Source organism: Nostoc sp. (assembly GCF_036919595.1).
GTDB lineage: Bacteria > Cyanobacteriota > Cyanobacteriia > Cyanobacteriales > Nostocaceae > Nostoc.
This window is the reverse complement of the sequence record NZ_JBALCO010000173.1, coordinates 1-16,594: the sequence shown is the minus strand read 5'-3', so window position 1 is coordinate 16,594 and position 16,594 is coordinate 1. Positions and strand designations below refer to the sequence as shown.

The following is a 16,594-nucleotide window of genomic DNA, read 5'->3' as shown; positions in this document are numbered from 1 at the left end:
GTAATTTTTTGGGGTTTCGACATTCCCTAGCTTTCAGGCAACGGAATTTTTAACGATATGTTTTGAAAATAGTTCCAGCTACTATTGTGCCTCTTGCTAAGATTTTAATTCCTGATCTTCTGTTAGCCCAGATCAGTGCGACGAATTTCAGGCGACTTCAACTGACATCTTGCACCCCAAGTAAGAACGGTGGGTATCTGACTCGCCGTTCTTTACTGATGTTATTATAGTTGTATATAATACATTTAACTAAGTGCGATCGCATCTACTAGCAACATGGATAAAGAGGCGCAAAATCGCTTAAAACACTTTACTTGCCTAAAGTCCAAGTACCAAGCAACTAAATATAACGATTCATCACCTGTGAGTTTGTTGTATCTCATTTCGCGAAAAGTTGACTTAGGAATTGAGCTAACTGAATTAGAGTTCTCTTGGTTAACAGAGCAAGAACTTTTTGAAACAGTTGAAATCGTTTACCAACAGCAATATAAGTTAGAAGAACTTAGAAAACTAGAAAATGAGTTTTGCTCTCTCAAATCTCAGTATCAAGTTCCTAAATTTTTGGGAGCTTTCAAAAATATTTATATTATTCTGTATCCAATTATTTGGAAGTTTAACTCACAAAATCCACTAAAAAATTCAGAGATTGAATGGCTAAAAAATAATGGGCTTGGTGGGACAGTTGCTCTTGTTCATAAGGTGGAATTGGAGAGGCATTTTTTTGCTCTGAAGGCAAAGTACCAAGCTCCTAAATACCAAGGTTCATCTAACAAGAGATAAATCAAAAATTAAAACAATATCAGAAAAGCGAAAGGTAAACTCGGAAAAATTTTATCTAATGTAAGTGCTATTCTGACGTTACAATACAAATGAATTGATCTGGTTGCATCGCATGGATTTTCTGACAATTTTAGGATTAGCGGCTGCCACAATAACCACAATCTCTTTTTTGCCACAGATGTTTAAAACATGGCAAACAAAATCAGCAAAAGATGTTTCTATGGTTACACTGATCACATTCATAATTGGTGTTTTTTTGTGGTTAATCTACGGAATTTATCTACAAGCCCTGCCAATTATTCTTGCTAATAGCGTGACATTGTTTTTTAACTTGATAATTCTATGGCTTAAAATTAAATATAGATAAAGAAGCCCTAGCGGCTATAAATCGCGGCTACACAAACTCTCGTCAGCCTACGTGGGTTTTGCCTATGTAGCCGCGAATTCTATGAGACTGCATTATTCAAACACCCCTAAGAAACACCTGTGACATTATCTGTATTTGACTCTGAACGCCTCCTTTTCACTCCCGCCACCCCAGACACCGACGCTATCGCCATCATTTTTGCCTTTCCCAATGAGTACAGCGTAGGTATCACTAGCCTCGGCTATCAGGTAGTTTGGGCAACTTTGGCAATGCGTGATGATGTGCAGGTGAGTCGCCTGTTTACAGATACTCACGAACAACTCCCCAGAACACCGGAAATTGTGGGATTTTCTATTTCCTGGGAACTGGATTATGTGAATATTTTAAATTTGCTGGAATCTTTAGAAATTCCCATTTTGGCAACTTCTCGTGATGATTATCATCCGATAATTTTTGGTGGTGGGCCCGTTCTCACAGCGAATCCCGAACCTTATGCAGATTTTTTTGATGTAATTTTATTGGGGGATGGCGAAAACCTACTGGGAAATTTCATTGAGGCTTACAAAGAAGTAAGAAATGCTTCTAGACAAACTAAACTAAAAAGACTTGCACAAGTCCCAGGAATTTATATTCCCAGTTTATATCAAGTGGAATATCACGCAATAGATGGTGCAATAAAGTCAATTAAACCAATTTCTCCAGAAGTTCCCGCAGTGGTGCAAAAGCAGACTTATCGGGGAAATACTCTATCGGCTTCGACTGTAGTCACCAAAAAAGCTGCATGGGAAAATATTTACATGGTGGAAGTGGTGAGAAGTTGTCCAGAAATGTGCCGCTTTTGTTTGGCGAGTTATCTCACACTGCCTTTTAGAACAGCTAGTCTTGAAAGTTCATTAATTCCAGCGATCGCAAAAGGTTTAGAAGTTACAAATCGGCTAGGATTATTGGGGGCTTCAGTAACTCAGCATCCAGAATTTGAGACTTTGCTAAATTATATTAGTCAGCCAAAGTATGATGATGTCCGTCTCAGTATTGCCTCAGTGCGAACCAATACTGTAACAGTGCAGTTAGCAGAAACTTTGACGAAACGAGACACGCGATCGCTTACCATTGCAGTAGAAAGTGGTTCTGAGAAAATCCGGCAAATCGTCAACAAAAAGCTGCATAACGATGAAATTATCCAAGCAGCGATAAATGCCAAAGCTGGCGGATTGAAAAGCTTGAAACTCTACGGAATGGCAGGAATTCCTGGTGAGGAACTAGAGGATTTAGAGCAAACCGTGGCGATGATGCGTAGTATTAAAAAAGCTGCACCGGGATTGCGCTTAACATTTGGATGCAGCACCTTTGTACCCAAAGCCCACACACCGTTTCAATGGTTTGGGGTGAATCGCCAAGCAGAAAAGCGGTTGCAGTTTTTGCAAAAACAGCTAAAACCGCAGGGGATAGAGTTTCGCCCAGAAAGCTATAATTGGTCGATTATACAAGCTTTGTTATCCAGAGGCGATCGCAGAGTGTCCCAACTTCTTCAACTTACTCGTCACTTTGGTGACTCCTTAGGTAGCTATAAACGGGCTTTCAAACAACTCAAAGGACAAATCCCCGATTTAGATTTCTACGTCCACGCCGAGTGGTCAACAGAGCAAGTATTACCCTGGAGCCACTTGCAAGGGCCTCTGCCACAGTCTACACTACTAAAGCATTTGGCTGATGCTAAGAGTTATATCAACCCATCCTCAAAGGAATTACAGCCATTGAATTCATAGCTGAAAACTTGATGCAAAACACAGCTGAGTATTACTGCGCCTATTGCGGCGAACCGAACTTAACTTTTATTGATTTGAGTGCTGGAGGACAACAATCTTATATTGAAGATTGTCAAGTTTGCTGTAACCCAAATATTTTGTATGTCCGGGTTGATGAAGATACTCTAGATATCGAGATTGATACCGAATCCGAAAGTTGAATTTTAGGTTTTTCTTTCCATGCTGCACTTTAAACATTCCTCAGTAATTAATGCCCTACCAGAAGTAGTTTGGAAATTTCACGAAAGGCCAGATATTTTGCAACTGCTGAATCCACCTTGGCAGCCAGTTCAAGTGGTTCGTCGTGAAGGGGGGCTGAACGTGGGCGCTATCACCGAATTTCGTCTGTTTCTCGGCCCATTACCCTTAACTTGGTTAGCGCGTCATACTGAATGTGAAAAATATCACCTGTTTGCCGACGAACAGATATCTGGTCCTTTTGAATCTTGGGTACATCGACATGAATTTGAACCAGAAAATGGCAAAACTAGGCTAACTGATGCTATTTCCTTCTCTATGCCTGGCGGAGGTACAGTTGAATTTGTCAGTGGTTGGTTAGTGCAAGTGCAACTAGAAGCAATGTTTCGCTATCGCCACTATGTGACTAAACGGGAATGCGAATCATGATAGCAAAATGTGTTGCATCCTTTTCGCCAGCTTTAGCTATTTAGAAAGTACTATAGGATAAATACTAGTTTTTATATATACTGATTTTTTCAGTGTAATAACTTAGATTTTCCAACTTCTCAACCAAAAATATTTGTTGGTATCGGCTTGTATGTGTAATACTAGTTAAAGTATCTTAATATTTATAAACATTTTCAAGTATTGGCACTGTCCAATGCGAAACACTAACCGCTAAAAGAGTTTTCTGGCTGCTGGTTAGTATTTTTTGTGGTGACTATATTTTAGGAATTTTTACCTGAATACTAGGCAAAGTAAAAGCGTGATTCAATTAGAACAAGTACCCAGTCATCAAACACAACTGACCCCAGTAGTGAAAAGTAAATCTCAATTTAAGGGACTTTTCATTGCTATTGTCATTGTTAGCCTATGGATAATTAGCCTGAGTTTATTACTTTCCATTGACATCTCCAATTTTAAATTGTGGATGTTATCGCCTGTTATCTTATGGCAAACATTTCTATATACGGGATTATTTATTACATCACATGATGCTATGCATGGGGTAGTGTTTCCCCAGAACACCAAGATTAATCATTTTATTGGGACATTAACCCTATCTCTTTATGGTCTTTTACCATATAAAAAATTATTGAAAAAACATTGGGTGCATCACCACAATCCAGCAAGTCAAATAGACCCAGATTTTCATAATGGTAAATACAAAAATTTCTTTGCTTGGTATTTTTATTTTATGAAGGGTTACTGGAGTTGGGGACAAATAATTGCTCTGACTCTTATCTATCACTTTGCTAATTACATCCTTCATATACCCCACGATAATCTAACAACCTTTTGGGTGATTCCCTCGGTTTTAAGTTCATTCCAATTATTTTATTTTGGTACTTTTCTACCTCATAGCGAACCCATAGGAGGTTATATTCAGCCTCATCGTGCCCAAACAATTAGCCGTCCAATTTGGTGGTCATTTATCACCTGCTATCATTTTGGCTACCATGAGGAACATCACGAGTATCCCCATGCTACTTGGTGGCAGTTACCAGAAATTTATAAAACAAAATAGTTATCGTTTATCTAATATTATGGCAACAAGAGTCACATGGTAATCTATATAGTTAGATTATCCTGCTTATGCCAATTAATAATTCTCGTTTTGTCACCTATAGCCCTGCTTATACAATTGTTCCCACTTACGAGTGCTTCAATCGCTGTAGTTACTGTAACTTTCGCAGTGAACCGGGTAAAAGTCCCTGGATGAGTCTTTCAGATGCAGAAAGTATTTTAAAACCACTTCAAAGCGAAAAAGTCTGTGAAATCCTCATACTCAGCGGTGAAGTGCATCCCCATTCGCCGAGACGTCAGGCGTGGTTTGGGCGGATTTATGATTTGTGTGAATTAGCGCTTTCAATGGGGTTTTTACCACACACGAATGCGGGGCCACTGAGTTTTGAAGAAATGCAAAAGCTCAAGCGTGTGAATGTTTCGATGGGGCTGATGTTGGAACAGTTAACACCAACATTGTTAAATAGTGTACATCGGCACGCACCGAGTAAATTACCAGAAGTTCGTTTACAGCAATTGCAATGGGCGGGAGAGTTGCAGATTCCCTTTACAACTGGGTTACTGTTGGGAATTGGAGAAGCTGTAGATGATTGGTGGGAAACATTAACAGCTATATCTCAACTGCATCAACGTTATCACCACATTCAAGAAGTCATCCTGCAACCCCATAGTCCAGGATATCAACAAACCTTTGATGCACCACCTTTTGACCCCCATCAGTTACCAGAAGTCATTTTCAGGGCGCGTCAGATTTTACCGCCAGATATTACGATTCAAATTCCGCCGAATTTAGTTAAAGATGACCGATGGTTACTTGCTTGTATCGAAGCTGGTGCGCGAGATTTAGGTGGAATTGGGCCAAAAGATGAGGTGAATCCCGATTATCCTCATGTTCAGGAACAGGCATTGAGAGAAATTTTACAGCCTGCGGGGTGGGAATTGGTGCCGCGTTTACCAGTATATCCCCAGTTTGATGGCTGGTTGTCGGGGGAATTGCAAAAATTGGTAAATCGGTGGCGAAAAACTTTAACTCCGGCTTTTCTTGTGTAATGACAAACAAGTAAAGATTTTTTCCTTCCCTGTTAGTGTCTTTGTTAATGAGTCTTTGATACTTGCCAACGAGTCTTTTTTACTCGTGAATGAGTCTTTGATACTCGTCGCCGAGTCTTTTTTACTCATTAATGAGTCTTCGAGCTTCATTAATGAGTCTTTGATACTCGTGAATGACTCTTTGAGCTTCATTAATGAGTCTTTTTTACTCATTAATGAGTCTTTGATACTCGTGAATGAGTCTTTGAGCTTCATTAATGAGTCTTTGATACTCGTGAATGAGTCTTTGAGCTTCATTAATGAATTTTAGGGCTGCTGATTACTCAATCCCCATGTAAACTTGCGTTATTATCGCACTAAACTAGTAAATTCTACCTATGGCTCAGGATTTTGCAACTTTAAAAAAGATATACAACGCTTTTGACCCATTTCGACCTTTGCCCGCAGGAGATCCGGTTTATGTCGATTGTCAGGAGGTGCGAGGAGATGGCGACATTTTGGTAGAGGTGGGTAGAGAGATTTTGTTGTCAGACAGAAATACTTGTCAACTTTATGCTGGTCATCGTGGTGCAGGCAAATCAACAGAATTGCTGCGTCTTCTGAAATATTTAAACGAGCAAGGTTGTTTTGTTGTCTATTTTGCCGCCGATGAACAAGATATTGAGCCAGAAGATGCCCAATATACAGATATTCTCCTTGCTTGTACACGACGTTTATTAGAAGCATTAAAAGATAACGCTAATCCTGAACCTTTGGTGTCATGGTTGAGAAACCGCTTGCATGATTTAAAAGATTTGCTACCTGACGTATCTTTAGAAGGTCTGGAGGTAGAGAAGGAAATTCCTCTTTTTGCCAAAATCACAGCCAAAATGAGAACCGAACCCAGTCTCCGCCACAAAATCCGCGAACGAGTTAACCCGCACACCCAAACTTTGATTTTGGCTTTGAATCAATTTATTGAAGATGCAAAAAAACGCTTACCTTCGGAATATTCTCAATTGGTAGTCATCGCTGATAATCTAGATCGGATTGTACCCATACTCCAGGAAGATGGACGCAGCAATCACGAACATATTTTTTGAGACCGGAGCGAACAACTCAAAGCTTTAAATTGCCATCTAATTTATACAGTACCGATTTCATTAGTGTTCTCTAACCGCGCTACAGATTTACGAGATATCTATGGTAGTGATGCTCAAGTTTTACCAATGATTATGGTGCAAACTCCTGAAAATAAAAGTTATCAACGAGGAATTAATAAAGTCCAGGAATTGTTGCAAAAGCGGGTGAGTCAGATTGACCCTAACCTTTCTATCAGAAATATGTTTGAGCAGCCAGAAGCTTTACAGCAACTCTGCTTAATGAGTGGAGGTCATGTGCGGAATTTGCTATTATTAATGAAGGAAGCAATTAAATATACTAATAATCTACCGATTACGAATAGAGCTTTACAAAGGTCAATTAGCGAAACTAGAATTACCTACCGCAATACAGTTTATGAAGATGAATGGCAAGCACTAGCCAAAGTTTATCATTCTAAACAAATAGTAAATGATGAACAACACCGTAACTTATTATTCAATCGCTGTATTTTGGAATATCGCTACCGTGATAAGGAAGAACAAATTCAATGTTGGTATGATATTCATCCTTTAATTAAAGGAATTAAAGAATTTCAGGGTGCTTTTGATAATTTGAACCTTAGTGAGACACAGCTTGATGAAACTGGAACTGACTGATTGGGATAAAGATTTACCAACAGAACCAAATGAAGAATATCAAGCCTTAGTCCGTACTCTTAACTTTACAGAAGGCTTTGGCTTGTTATTTGCTCGTTGTTCTCCGGCTGAGGGTGAGCAGTTAATTGGCAAAGTTAAAGAAGAAATTACTAATAAAAAAATTGAGGTTTTGCGATTAAAGCAAGCTGTTACTAATTTATATGAAATCATAGACAAATTAGATAACAAAAAACAGATAGATATTTTGTTTATTACAGGTTTAGAGCATTCATTTTATGAATATGAAGAGTCTAAAGCATTGGCGGGCTGGAATAGTAGAGATATTTATTCATATAGTTGGAAGAGTGTACCGCCTGTTTTAATTAACCTGAATCAACAGCGAGAACGTTTTAGAGATAGCTTTAATATTTGTTTTGTTTTCTTCCTACCTCTATTTGCTATTAAATATTTTATTCAACGCGCTCCAGACTTCTTTGACTGGCGTTCGGGGTTGTTTGACTTTCCTATAGATGCAGAAACTCTCAAGCAGGAATCATCACGTATACTCCAGGATGGAGACTATGAAAAATATCTCACGCTAACACCAGAAGAAAGAACTCAAGAAATACTAGCAATTCAAGAATTAATTGCAGCAGATTATCAAAGAACTAGTAGCCAAGCAGAATTACTAATTAAACTGGGAGATTTGCAGCTTGCTGGACAAGATTACAAAGAAGCGATCACATCCTACGACCAAGCACTGAAATTTCAACCAGATTTACACGAAGCTTGGTACAATCGCGGCAATGCGCTATCTAATTTAGGACGCACTGAAGAAGCGATCGCATCCTACGACCAAGCACTGAAAATTAAACCAGATTATCCAAGCCCTTTCTACAACAAAGCTTGCTATTATGCGCTTAAAGGTAATATTGAGCAGGCGCTGGAAAATCTACAACAAGCAATTAATCTAAGTCCTGATGAATGCCGTGAATGGGCAAAAACCGACTCATCTTTTGATAGTATCCGCGAAGATGAACGTTTTCAAGCCTTGATTCAATTACCACTATAAAAACTAAAATAATGTAACGATTAATTTAGCGATCGGCTTCAGACTTCCACTGAAAATACTAACTGAAATTAAAAGCGATGCCGATACAGTACTAAATCCTTAAAATTGTTCCTTCACCCATTCTCGAAAATTCCGCGTCATTTTCATCACGCCCATTCTTTGACTTTCTTCTAAAAATCGACCGATTTCAATTAAAGGCAATTGTGCAAAACTTGGCGAATTATTACATTCTACATATTGCCCTTGTTGTAGTTGGTAAATATATAGCACACCTTCGTCATAACGCCAAATTTCCATAATACCTAAAGACGCATAAATATCGAATTTATTCAGCGAAGAACTCGTTAAATCTATTTCTACTACTAAATCCGGTGCTGGGTCACGGTTCAAATCAATTTCTGATTTGTTCCTCACCAACGCTTCATTGCGAATATAGTAACTGCTATCTGGTTCCGCACCACGCCGTAAATCTTCCCGCTTTAAAGTCGTTGAACCTGTAGGAAAAATTTCTAAATTCAACTCTTCACCCAAAACGAAAATGAGCAGTTTCAACAAGCAATTCCAATGTTCATGCGGCATCAGTGGGGTCATAATTTCCAGCGTTCCTTGGTCATAGGCGATTCGAGAGGCTCTATCTTCTCCAATCTCAGCTAACATAGTTTCAAAAGTCTGCCAGCTGATATTTCTCAATACAGCCCTTTGTTCTGAAGAAGCGCGTGCTGTTACCATTTCTCGATTTGTGGATTACTACCACCAAAATAGCCTCAAATCCATATCTTCAGCGAACTAATTCCCAATGCATCCCTCAAAGGAGAGAGATAGGAGCCGAAACCCTGTTGTAAAATAGACCTATAAGGATTCGGGGGGCCATTTAACTGGTCAAAAACGCCTATAGAAACTATTTTTGGAAATCTCCAAGGTCTGAAGTCCAGCCAGCTGAAGCAACTACAGCGGCTGTATCACCAGCGCATACCAGGCGATCGCATCACCACGCCTGAGTTTTCCCAGCGTCTGGCAGCAATTAGCACAGAAGTCAATCAGCCTGTGTGCGCCTATATCAACCGTCGCGGACAAGTGATTCGCGTCGGCGTAGGCACACCGCGTCAAACGCAAATACCACCGCTGGAATTGCCCCGTTATGGTGCAGAACGACTCAGCGGTATTCGTTGTATTGCCACACATCTGAAGCCAGAACCGCCAAATGAGGCGGCGCTCACGGCTATGGCATTGCAACGCTTAGATGCCCTAGTTGTACTAAACATTACCGGAACCGGATTTACACGGCGGGGAGGCGGTTCGACTGGGTACGTCAAAGAAGCTTATTTAGCTCATCTGACACCCCAAGAGTCTCGCACCTTGATTACTAGTCCTGCTGCTCCCAAGGTAGGGGAAAGCCAAATCCAATCTCCAAGTTGGAATATATCGCCACCTCTGGACTTGGACGATCTGGCAGACCAGGATTTAGTAGACTTGGTAGAAAATCTGGAAGCGGAATTCCAGCGGGAATTTGTCGCCCAGGAAGTAGATGCTGACCACGATCGCGTGCTGATTGTGGGGCTGATGACCAGTGAGATGACTCCCCTACAATTCCAAGACACCCTACTGGAATTGGGGCGTTTAGTTGATACTGCTGGGGGAGATGTATTACAGACAATACAACAAAAGCGATCGCGCGTTCATCCCCAGACAGTTGTTGGCGAAGGTAAGGTGCAAGAAATTGCCCTAACTGCTCAAACACTAGGAGTCAATCTTGTCGTCTTTGATCGCGACCTTTCACCCTCCCAAGTCCGCAACTTAGAAATGCAAATTGGTATCCGGGTGGTTGACCGTACCGAAGTAATTTTGGATATCTTTGCCCAACGCGCTCAATCTCGTGCGGGTAAATTGCAAGTAGAACTAGCACAGTTAGAATACATGCAACCGCGACTGGCTGGTAGAGGTCGTACCATGTCCCGATTAGGTGGTGGTATTGGGACTCGTGGCCCTGGTGAAACCAAACTGGAAACTGAACGCCGTGCCATTGGGCAGCGTATTTCTCGACTGCAAAAAGAAGTGGATCAGTTGCAAGCCCATCGTTCGCGGTTACGGCAGCGACGGCAGCATCAAGAAGTTCCTTCGGTGGCTTTGGTTGGATATACCAACGCTGGTAAGTCCACTTTGCTGAATGCTCTCACGAATGCAGAAGTTTATACAGCCGACCAGCTATTTGCCACTCTCGATCCCACGACGCGCCGCTTAGTAATTCCTCATGGCGAAACAGATGAACATCAGGAAATTCTGATTACAGATACGGTAGGGTTTATACACGAACTACCTGCATCGTTAGTGGATGCCTTCCGCGCCACCTTGGAGGAAGTCACAGAAGCCGATGCTCTACTACATTTGGTGGATTTGTCTCACCCGGCTTGGTTGCGTCATATTCGCTCAGTTAGGGAAATCCTGGCACAAATGCCAATAACTCCTGGCCCGGCGCTGGTTGTTTTTAACAAGATTGATGAAGCCGATAGTGAGACACTGGCTCTAGCTAGGGAAGAATTTCCCTTAGCAGTATTTATTTCCGCGAGTCAGCGCTTGGGATTAGAAACCCTACGTCACCGCCTTGCCCAGCTAATTGAATATGCCGTTGACTGTGGGTAAATACTGAAATTAAAGTTTTGTATTTCAGTTAAAAATGCCGTAGTTTTATTGACTACGGCATTTGCTATTAAAGATAAAGAATATTTCTACTCCCCTAAGTTCAAATAAACTAAATATACTGAAAAAGCTTTTGCCGTAATAGTTTGAGCGATTGTGATCAAAACTGTATACCTTTATAAATTCCTTCTATGTGCAAAATTTTCCCTTTTAACAGCATAGGCATCTACATGGCTTAAAAACTTGTATTTAGTCCTCTTGAGAAGAATACAAGCTATTAGCCTCGAAATTTATTCCCAAGCGGGATGACAACGAAGCCCAAAATTTATTTAATGTTGGTAATGACAAGCTCTTAAAGCTTGCTATACAATCGCTAAGAAGCCTATAAAACAAGCTAGCTTTTTAGCAATTTTGATTTTGAACTTTGCGTACTCCTGCAAAGAAGCAAGCTTGGCGTAGCATGTGTTGAAGGGACTCATCTGTACTAGTAACTTAATCTGGCAAATTTAGTTAGCCACTTCTGAGGATAAAGTCAAAACGAGATAGAGCCGCTACAGCAAGTGGCAAAGTTCTAAAATTAAGAAGTATTAAATCAAGTTGAGGACATTATGGCTGCAAACGTAGAAATTTACACTTGGAGGACTTGCCCTTTTTGCATCCGTGCCAAAAGTTTGCTGAACAACAAGGGGGTTGAATTTATCGAATACAGCATTGACGGAGATGAGGTAGCCAGAAATAAAATGGCTCAAAGAGCAAATGGACGCCGTTCTTTACCGCAAATTTTCATCAATGATCACCATATCGGTGGTTGTGATGATATCCACGCTTTAGACAGTCAAGGCAAGCTGGATGAGCTACTAACTTCTAGCAATAGCGTGTAGATTCAGAAGATATTGCGATCGCTAGCGACAAGCCGCTGCAAATTACACGGCAGGCGCAACAACTCTAGAAGGAAGAGGAACGCTGCCTTGTTTACAGACTTTTCTATCATAAAAGTCACATCTGTCCACAAGACTTTACCCTCTAGTACCGCAAGGCGGAAGTCATGCATTCAAAAGTCAAAAGTCAAAAGTACTACGGAATGGGCTTTTTAGGGTTTTTAAATGGTTGCTCTATCTACGCCGTGTTGTACTAGCTTCTACTCAGCAGTACACATGTACGTCAATTGGTGAGAGCATCAAGAGATAATAATTGAATAACCATTTAATTTCTTGGTGATTGAGGTATAAAGGGTGAAACTGGCTTTTATCATTGATCCCATCCATCAGCTTGACCCGTGTCATGATACCAGTGTTGCCCTGATTGAAGCAGCGCAAATCTTGGGACACGAAGTCTGGGTAACTCAGGGAAACCTGCTGAGTGTGGTGGATAGCAAAGCTTGGGCTATAATACAGCGAGTTGAAGTTATACCAGTGCAGTTGCTAGAGGGACGCTGGATAGCGGCAAATCCTTGGTATAAGTTGAGCGATTCCTTCTTTACTTCTTTAGAGACAATGGACACCGTATTTATACGGACAGATCCACCAGTCAATGATTCCTACCTCTATGCCACCTACATTCTGGATTACATTGACCAAAATAAAACCCTGGTGATTAACAGTCCTAGTGGCATCCGAGAGGCAAATGAAAAAATGTACGCCCTCCAGTTTACCAAAGCGATTCCAGAAACGATTGTCAGTGCTGATAAGCAGTTTATCCGGCAATTTGTCGAAGTAAAGAAAGCTGCGGTTCTCAAACCACTGGGTAACAAAGCTGGGGAAGGAATTTTATTTTTGCAATCAGGCGATCGCAATTTTAACTCTATTGTCGAACTCAGTACCCTCCAAGGTCGAGTACCAGTAATGGTGCAGACCTATTTACCGGAGGCAAAAGAAGGAGATAAGCGAATTATCCTGCTGAATGGCGAACCGATTGGTGCGCTCAATCGCCTCTCTAGCGGAACTGATTTTCGCAATAATATGGCAACTGGTGGTACAGTGGCTCAGACCGAAATCACCCCAAGAGAGGATGAAATTTGTACCCAAGTAGCTGAACGCTTACGCCAAGATGGCTTAATTTTTGTGGGTATTGACGTTATTGGTGGTTATTTAACTGAAGTTAACGTCACTAGTCCTACCGGAATTCGTGAGATTGATCGCCTAGATGGTACTCACCTTGGTCATCAGGTTATTCAATGGATTGAACAGACACTAAAAAGCAAAAAATAATTTACATTTATTTTTTGCTTCGTGTCTTATTCTACGTGAGTTCGACGGCTGATGTGATGTTCGCCTAATGAACTAAATCAAAAACCTCCAAGAGGATGTTTAAAAAGTATTGTTGGTAACAGCAATACCTGCCAAACCTAACCCCCCTTCCCGATGTTAGCGTTGGCGAACGCAAGAGTGTCTCTAAGAGTTGCGGCATCAAGTGCAGCAATGGGGATTTCAAACCCTCTCCCTCTGTGGAAGGGAATGGCAGCGGAGTTTATAGTATACTTTGCTACTTTTAAAACATCCTTAAAGAGGTTTTACTACGCAAAACCGTCCCTCTCCGACTCCTAGAGTGACAGACTTGAACTAAAGTTCAAGTCTGGAAGAGGTTTATCGAACTCACCTTATTCTCCAGGAAACAGACTTCCTTCGGACGCTTGCATAGGCGAGTTTCCCACCCAACTTTCTTTAAGTAAATATATTTACTTGTACCGAATATGAGTTTAATGGATCGCGGGGGTAGATGTAGCGATGTCTACACGGGCTGTTCAGCGTTGTATCTGTAGTAGGACATGCCTTCCTGTTTTTTATTCCAAAAGCACATCTGGACATGTGAGCCAGCAGACTCCTGCCCAAGTTCATTCTATAAGTAGCGTTAACAAGTTTCTTTACCAATTAACAAAATTGGGGATGGCAACGAATTGCTTACCCCTGCTTTTGGTAAAACCCTGGAACTAGCAGATTTTATACAGCACTCAGCCTAACCTGAGACTGCTAATTTAATCTAAAATCTCAAATCCAAAATCTTTTAATTTCGTGGTGTACGTCGGTTTCTCAAGAAGTCAGGTATATCCAATCCAGGTTTTTCTTTTGGTTCTGGAGTTGGAGTTGGAGTTGGAGTTGAGGTTGGGGGATTAACTGGGGGTTGCTGTGTTGTTGGTCGCTTCGAGGTATTAGGTGCGACTCGAACGTTAGCCACGCTTTGTTGTGGTACAGCTTGCACTTCACCTGTAAATCCAGTAGCAATTACAGTAATTCTTACCTCACCTTGGAGTCTGTCATCAATTACGGCCCCAAAAATAATATTGGCGTTGGGATCAACTACTTCATAAATTGCTTCTGCGGCTGCATTCACTTCATGCAAAGTCAGGTCAGTACCACCTGTAATATTAAAGACAACACCTCTAGCACCTTCAATAGAACATTCTAGTAACGGCGAAGAAATAGCTGCGATCGCAGCTTCTCTGGCTCTAGATTTACCAGAGCTAACGCCAATTCCCATCAATGCCGATCCCGCATCTGCCATTACAGCTCGGACATCAGCAAAGTCAACGTTTACCAAGCCGGGGATCGTGATGATATCAGAAATACCTTGCACCCCTTGACGCAGCACATCATCTGCATAGCGAAAAGCTTCTTGTACAGGCGTTTGTTCCGGGATCACTTCCAGTAGTTTGTTGTTAGGGATAATGATCAGTGTATCTACTCTACTTTTTAATCCTTCGATACCTTGTTCTGCTTGGCTGGTGCGGCGGCGTCCCTCAAAGACAAATGGACGTGTGACTACACCAACAGTAAGAGCGCCCATTTCTTTTGCTACTTCTGCCACAATCGGGGCTGCACCTGTCCCAGTGCCACCACCCATACCAGCGGTGATAAATACTAGGTCTGCTCCCTCTAAAGCTGTAGCAATTTCGTCTCGTGATTCCTCAGCTGCCTTTTGACCAATCGCAGGATTACCACCTGCTCCTAAACCCCGCGTTAGCTTCTGTCCAATTTGCAATCTACTGGGAGCGCCTGCCAAAGTTAATGCTTGAGCATCAGTATTAATTGACCAAAACTCTACCCCAGAGACATCAGATTCGATCATGCGGTTAACGGCATTACCACCGCCACCACCTACACCAATTACTTTGATGTTGGCAACCCGACCAGGAACAATCTCGCCAATTCGGCTATTTTCCGCAAAAATCTTCTTATTTTCGTGATTTGGTCCAAAGTTCACCCCAGAGTTATTAAAGGGATTGGTCGAGTTAACTGCCAGAGAGAACCCCGGCTGTCCCGTAGATTGGGAACTTTTATAGGTAAGTCCTTGGTTATTATCAAGTGTCATTGGATTTGTGAAAGGGTAGATAAACGACTTTTTCAGGTGTTATTCACTTAAGAGTCAACTATAGTTTGACACTGCCACAATACTATGGCACTGTTCTTTATTGTTTTCACTACTCCCAAGCCTAACAGAATTGGCTGTGCGAAAATTTGCTATGGGATAAGCTTTTAAGGCAGCCGATCGCACAGCCAATTCTAAAGAAGTATACTGACATTTATCTAAAAGTGTTCTGTATAACTTCAACCAGACATTAATCTCTTCATTTTTCTCAACAGAAGACATAGCTTGTAAAGACACGCCACAACGCATCTTATGTGCCTCAATAATATTGTTAATAGGTTTCACCATTAGGAATGATTGCAACTTTAAACACAAAATTTACCTTATACTTACTTATCTTTAAGGTTAAAGTAAGTAAAAATTTACTTGTCAGACTATACCTGATTAATTTGTTGTTTGGGGGGTCTTAATGGACACTTTGTTGGAACCAGAGTCTATCTTAGAGAACCCCCACTAGTGTGGTCAACAAATCAAGATTTTCTTAGAGGTTTGGTAACCCAATAAGAATTACGGTAGAAAATAGTCTAAACTGATTGCCCAGAAGCAATGCTTACGCAACTTTTGGTGGCATTTTCCGTTACATGAAACTTCGGTAAACTGTCTTTAGAAGTGTCCTCAACAGACCAAAGCTAGAGCGTTTTTGGCTCTGCACTTTGATGGCGGCATAAACCGTTCTCATCAGTGCCCTCTGAAAAGCGAGTCTGAATCTTAATGAAAAACTCAAGCAAGCATTTTTCTCTTTTCCGCACTGGGTTTAGTCAAAGAATGTATGGGCAGAAGGCATTTTGCACGCCATAGACCATCATTAGATTGTCCGACATCTTGCACCCCACCATTAGATGTTAGGGTCACAATTGAGAGTGTTTTACTCGCAATAGGGACTTTATGATTGATCTTCTCATTTTAATTAGAAGTTAATGCCGATTTTCGTGCGGTTTGCTGGAAAACTGAAAATAATAAATATATTTATCAGCATAAAGCTTCTCAATTTACTAGGAGCGTTCAAACGCCTTATGTGAATTAAGCCACAGGATGCTGTTCAAAAGTAAGAACATCAATACCAAAACGCTGGCGCAGAAAAATACGCAGAGTATGACTG

The 16,594-nt window shown here is 41.1% G+C and carries 15 protein-coding genes and 1 pseudogene; 13 read left to right on the top strand and 3 right to left on the bottom strand.

Annotated features, from left to right (window positions below; genetic code table 11):
- The first annotated feature begins 276 nt into the window (after positions 1 to 276).
- The 10 genes and pseudogenes from V7K21_RS26710 (at position 277) to V7K21_RS26665 (ending at position 8,499) form a co-directional block, all read left to right on the top strand.
- Positions 277 to 780 carry a hypothetical protein gene (locus V7K21_RS26710; protein WP_335178577.1) on the top strand — a complete coding sequence of 168 codons (504 nt, stop codon included), beginning with the start codon at positions 277 to 279 and terminating at the stop codon, positions 778 to 780.
- Between the two features lie 112 nt (positions 781 to 892).
- Positions 893 to 1,147 (top strand): SemiSWEET transporter, encoded by a 255-nt coding sequence (locus tag V7K21_RS26705; protein WP_335178575.1) that lies wholly within the window; start codon positions 893 to 895, stop codon positions 1,145 to 1,147.
- Between the two features lie 119 nt (positions 1,148 to 1,266).
- Positions 1,267 to 2,913: a B12-binding domain-containing radical SAM protein gene (locus V7K21_RS26700; protein WP_335178574.1), complete on the top strand. Its 1,647-nt coding sequence runs from the start codon at positions 1,267 to 1,269 to the stop codon at positions 2,911 to 2,913.
- 11 nt (positions 2,914 to 2,924) lie between these two features.
- Positions 2,925 to 3,113, top strand: a complete 189-nt coding sequence (locus V7K21_RS26695; RefSeq protein ID WP_190728608.1) for a CPXCG motif-containing cysteine-rich protein — start codon at positions 2,925 to 2,927, stop codon at positions 3,111 to 3,113.
- A 19-nt stretch (positions 3,114 to 3,132) separates the two neighbouring features.
- On the top strand, positions 3,133 to 3,579 hold the full coding sequence (locus V7K21_RS26690; RefSeq protein ID WP_335178572.1) for an SRPBCC family protein: 447 nt from the start codon (positions 3,133 to 3,135) through the stop codon (positions 3,577 to 3,579).
- A 319-nt stretch (positions 3,580 to 3,898) separates the two neighbouring features.
- Positions 3,899 to 4,660 carry a beta-carotene ketolase CrtW gene (crtW, locus tag V7K21_RS26685; RefSeq protein WP_335178570.1) on the top strand — a complete coding sequence of 254 codons (762 nt, stop codon included), beginning with the start codon at positions 3,899 to 3,901 and terminating at the stop codon, positions 4,658 to 4,660.
- A 68-nt stretch (positions 4,661 to 4,728) separates the two neighbouring features.
- Positions 4,729 to 5,709, top strand: a complete 981-nt coding sequence (cofG, locus tag V7K21_RS26680) for a 7,8-didemethyl-8-hydroxy-5-deazariboflavin synthase subunit CofG (RefSeq protein WP_335178567.1) — start codon at positions 4,729 to 4,731, stop codon at positions 5,707 to 5,709.
- The gene (locus V7K21_RS26675) at positions 5,702 to 6,019 is read left to right on the top strand and encodes a hypothetical protein (protein ID WP_335178565.1); all 318 of its coding nucleotides are present in this window, start codon (positions 5,702 to 5,704) and stop codon (positions 6,017 to 6,019) included. The genes cofG and V7K21_RS26675 overlap by 8 nt, the downstream gene beginning before the upstream one ends.
- 67 nt (positions 6,020 to 6,086) lie before the next feature.
- Positions 6,087 to 7,448, top strand: a pseudogene (locus V7K21_RS26670) (ATP-binding protein).
- Positions 7,429 to 8,499: a TPR end-of-group domain-containing protein gene (locus tag V7K21_RS26665; RefSeq protein ID WP_335178563.1), complete on the top strand. Its 1,071-nt coding sequence runs from the start codon at positions 7,429 to 7,431 to the stop codon at positions 8,497 to 8,499. The pseudogene V7K21_RS26670 and the gene V7K21_RS26665 overlap by 20 nt, the downstream one beginning before the upstream one ends.
- A gap of 99 nt (positions 8,500 to 8,598) precedes the next feature.
- On the opposite strand, the gene V7K21_RS26660 is transcribed toward V7K21_RS26665, so the two are convergent.
- Positions 8,599 to 9,228, bottom strand: coding sequence for a Uma2 family endonuclease (locus V7K21_RS26660; protein WP_335178561.1), 630 nt, complete (start codon positions 9,226 to 9,228; stop codon positions 8,599 to 8,601).
- A 162-nt stretch (positions 9,229 to 9,390) separates the two neighbouring features.
- On the opposite strand from V7K21_RS26660, the gene hflX reads away from it, so the two are divergent.
- The 3 genes from hflX (at position 9,391) to gshB (ending at position 13,340) form a co-directional block, all read left to right on the top strand.
- A complete protein-coding gene (hflX, locus tag V7K21_RS26655) occupies positions 9,391 to 11,136 on the top strand; it encodes a GTPase HflX (RefSeq protein ID WP_335178682.1) in 1,746 nt (581 codons plus the stop codon).
- Between the two features lie 605 nt (positions 11,137 to 11,741).
- Entirely contained in the window at positions 11,742 to 12,014 is a 273-nt protein-coding gene (gene grxC, locus V7K21_RS26650; RefSeq protein ID WP_335178558.1) for a glutaredoxin 3, read from the top strand.
- Positions 12,015 to 12,365: 351 nt separating this feature from the next.
- The gene (gene gshB / locus V7K21_RS26645; protein ID WP_335178556.1) at positions 12,366 to 13,340 is read left to right on the top strand and encodes a glutathione synthase; all 975 of its coding nucleotides are present in this window, start codon (positions 12,366 to 12,368) and stop codon (positions 13,338 to 13,340) included.
- Positions 13,341 to 14,133: 793 nt separating this feature from the next.
- Here gshB and ftsZ read toward each other — a convergent pair.
- The gene (gene ftsZ / locus V7K21_RS26640) at positions 14,134 to 15,438 is read right to left on the bottom strand and encodes a cell division protein FtsZ (protein WP_335178554.1); all 1,305 of its coding nucleotides are present in this window, start codon (positions 15,436 to 15,438) and stop codon (positions 14,134 to 14,136) included.
- Positions 15,439 to 15,492: 54 nt separating this feature from the next.
- Complete coding sequence (locus V7K21_RS26635; protein ID WP_335178552.1) at positions 15,493 to 15,783, bottom strand: hypothetical protein; 291 nt, start codon at positions 15,781 to 15,783, stop codon at positions 15,493 to 15,495.
- Positions 15,784 to 16,594: the final 811 nt, after the last annotated feature.

Excerpts from the sequence above, each read along its gene's own strand:
- V7K21_RS26635 (WP_335178552.1), bottom strand. The coding sequence starts at position 15,783 with ATGGTGAAACCTATTAACAATATTATTGAGGCACATAAGATGCGTTGT.
- V7K21_RS26695 (WP_190728608.1), top strand. The coding sequence starts at position 2,925 with ATGCAAAACACAGCTGAGTATTACTGCGCCTATTGCGGCGAACCGAAC.
- cofG (WP_335178567.1), top strand. The coding sequence starts at position 4,729 with ATGCCAATTAATAATTCTCGTTTTGTCACCTATAGCCCTGCTTATACA.
- V7K21_RS26710 (WP_335178577.1), top strand. The coding sequence starts at position 277 with ATGGATAAAGAGGCGCAAAATCGCTTAAAACACTTTACTTGCCTAAAG.
- V7K21_RS26665 (WP_335178563.1), top strand. The coding sequence starts at position 7,429 with ATGAAACTGGAACTGACTGATTGGGATAAAGATTTACCAACAGAACCA.
- grxC (WP_335178558.1), top strand. The coding sequence starts at position 11,742 with ATGGCTGCAAACGTAGAAATTTACACTTGGAGGACTTGCCCTTTTTGC.
- V7K21_RS26705 (WP_335178575.1), top strand. The coding sequence starts at position 893 with ATGGATTTTCTGACAATTTTAGGATTAGCGGCTGCCACAATAACCACA.
- V7K21_RS26660 (WP_335178561.1), bottom strand. The coding sequence starts at position 9,228 with ATGGTAACAGCACGCGCTTCTTCAGAACAAAGGGCTGTATTGAGAAAT.
- V7K21_RS26690 (WP_335178572.1), top strand. The coding sequence starts at position 3,133 with ATGCTGCACTTTAAACATTCCTCAGTAATTAATGCCCTACCAGAAGTA.
- ftsZ (WP_335178554.1), bottom strand. The coding sequence starts at position 15,438 with ATGACACTTGATAATAACCAAGGACTTACCTATAAAAGTTCCCAATCT.